This window comes from Brevundimonas sp. (assembly GCF_031082345.1).
Taxonomy (GTDB): Bacteria; Pseudomonadota; Alphaproteobacteria; order Caulobacterales; family Caulobacteraceae; genus Brevundimonas.
The window spans coordinates 1-1,989 of sequence record NZ_JAVHLH010000364.1 but is presented as its reverse complement, the minus strand read 5'-3'; the positions used below and the strand labels follow the sequence as shown (position 1 = coordinate 1,989).

Here is a 1,989-nt window from a genome sequence, read left to right as displayed (position 1 = left end):
CGACGCCCGCCCCAAGCCGCCGCGCGGCGGCCGTTTCCAGCGCGAACAGGCCGCCAGCATCGCCACCGGCAAGTCCAAGCCCTGGATGAGTCGCTAGCCGCCCTCAGGCCGCCCGCGCGATGACCTGGTTCCGGCCATGCGCCTTGGCCTCATAGACGCCCTCGTCGGCCCGCTTCAGCAGGCCCTCCGGCGTGTCGCCGGGCACGCTGGCCGCCACCCCGACCGAGACGGTGATGGTCAGCCCCTCGGCCCCGCCCATGATCGGGAAGGGCTGGCCCTCGATATCGCGGCGGATGCGGTCGGCCACCCGGGCGGCGGCCTCCAGGCTCGCGCCCGGCATGACCACCACGAACTCCTCGCCGCCGAACCGGCACGGCAGGTCGATGGCCCGCACATTGGTCGCCAGCCGCACCGCGAACTCGCGCAGCACCTCGTCCCCGGCGTCGTGGCCGAAGCTGTCGTTGACCGCTTTGAAGTGGTCGATGTCCATGACCAGCACGGCGACGGAATCACCGCCCTGCCCGGCCCGTCCGACCATGGCCTGCAGCTGCCCCGCCATGTAGCGGCGATTGTGCAGCCCGGTCAGGGCGTCGGTGACCGCCATCTCGAGGCTGTAGTCCAGCTTTTCCTTGAGGAAGTCGGCATAGCGCTTGCGCTTGATCTGGGTCCGGGCCCGCGCCATCAGCTCCTCGGAATCGACCGGGCGCGGCAGGATGTCGTTGACGCCCAGCTCCAGCGCCTTCAGCAGGCGCGGCCGGTCGGCCGGGTCGACCACGGCCAGGATCGGCGTCTTTCTGGAGGCCTCGCTCGAGCGCGCCTGGGCCACGAAGCGCAGGCCGTCGAAGCCGCTGCTCGAGACATTGACGATCATCAGGTCGATCGGCCCGCCCGCCGCGACCAGGGCCGCCGCGGGATCAGCCTCGACCACCGGCCGGTGTTCGCCGGCCAGATGGGTGACCATCTTCTCGGACTGCAGCGTATTGTCGTCGACGATCAGCACCCGGCCGCCCGAACCGCGCAGCCGCCCGGCGCCGTCCGCGTCGACCCCCAGCCGGCGTCCGCTCTCCTCGCGCTCGCGCAGCTCGTCCATCACCGCCTTCAGCCGCACCAGCGACTTGACCCGGGCGAACAGGATGACGTCGTCGATCGGCTTGGTGACGAAGTCGTCGGCTCCGACGCCCAGTCCCTTGATCTTGTCCTCGCGGCCGTCCAGGGCGGTGACCAGCACCACCGGAATGTGCCGCGTCACCGGGTCGGCCTTCAGCCGGCGACAGGTCTCGAACCCGTCCATCCCCGGCATCATCACGTCCAGCAGGATGATGTCGGGCCGCTCCGCCGAGGCGATCTCCAGCGCCGTCGCGCCGTCCATCGCCGTCAGCACCTCATAGTATTCCAGCGTCAGCTTGGCCTCGAGCAGGCGAACGTTCGGCTCGACGTCATCGACGACCAGAATGCGGGCGGTCATGGCACGGCCATCTCGACGGGCCCGAGGTGTTTGCGGACCACCTCGAGGAAATGCATTACCGAGATCGGCTTGGAGATATAGGCCTCGCAGCCGCCCTGCCGGATCCGCTCCTCATCGCCCTTCATGGCGAAGGCGGTCACGGCGACGACCGGAATGTGGCTCAGCTCCTCGTCGTCCTTCAGCCATTTGGTCACTTCCAGGCCGCTGATCTCGGGCAGCTGGATGTCCATCAGGATCAGGTCGGGATGGTGCTGGCGCGCCAGGGCGAGCGCCTGCAGGCCCTCGCGGGTCTGCAGGGTGCGATACCCCTGGGATTCGAGCAGATCATGAAAGAGCTTCATGTTCAGCTCGTTATCCTCGACGATGAGGACCGTCTTCGACATCATCACCCGGCCTGTTCCGCTTCCGAGGAAGCGCGGTTGCGCGGAGGCTTGCTCGCCTTCTTCAGCTGCACTCTGGCCCCGCTTCTCTTAAGTTGGCGTGAAGCGGCGCGGCTTGCCTTCCCTACCCTTCTCCCCTTGGGG

At 68.4% G+C, this 1,989-nt stretch carries 3 protein-coding genes and 1 pseudogene; 2 read left to right on the top strand and 2 right to left on the bottom strand.

Annotated elements, in window-relative coordinates; all coding sequences use genetic code 11:
• Window positions 1-97 (top strand): annotated as a pseudogene (locus tag RDU12_RS15335) (hypothetical protein); the annotation flags it as partial.
• A 6-nt stretch (window positions 98-103) separates the two neighbouring features.
• On the opposite strand, the gene RDU12_RS15330 reads toward RDU12_RS15335, so the two are convergent.
• Window positions 104-1,465 carry a PleD family two-component system response regulator gene (locus tag RDU12_RS15330; RefSeq protein WP_300291131.1) on the bottom strand — a complete coding sequence of 454 codons (1,362 nt, stop codon included), beginning with the start codon at window positions 1,463-1,465 and terminating at the stop codon, window positions 104-106.
• Window positions 1,462-1,848, bottom strand: coding sequence for a response regulator (locus tag RDU12_RS15325; protein WP_300291133.1), 387 nt, complete (start codon window positions 1,846-1,848; stop codon window positions 1,462-1,464). Before RDU12_RS15325 ends, RDU12_RS15330 begins: the two co-directional genes overlap by 4 nt.
• On the opposite strand from RDU12_RS15325, the gene RDU12_RS15320 reads away from it, so the two are divergent.
• A partial coding sequence (locus RDU12_RS15320) for a hypothetical protein (protein WP_308685502.1) occupies window positions 1,792-1,989 on the top strand: 198 nt, incomplete at its 3' end. The two genes, RDU12_RS15325 and RDU12_RS15320, sit on opposite strands and share 57 nt — an antisense overlap.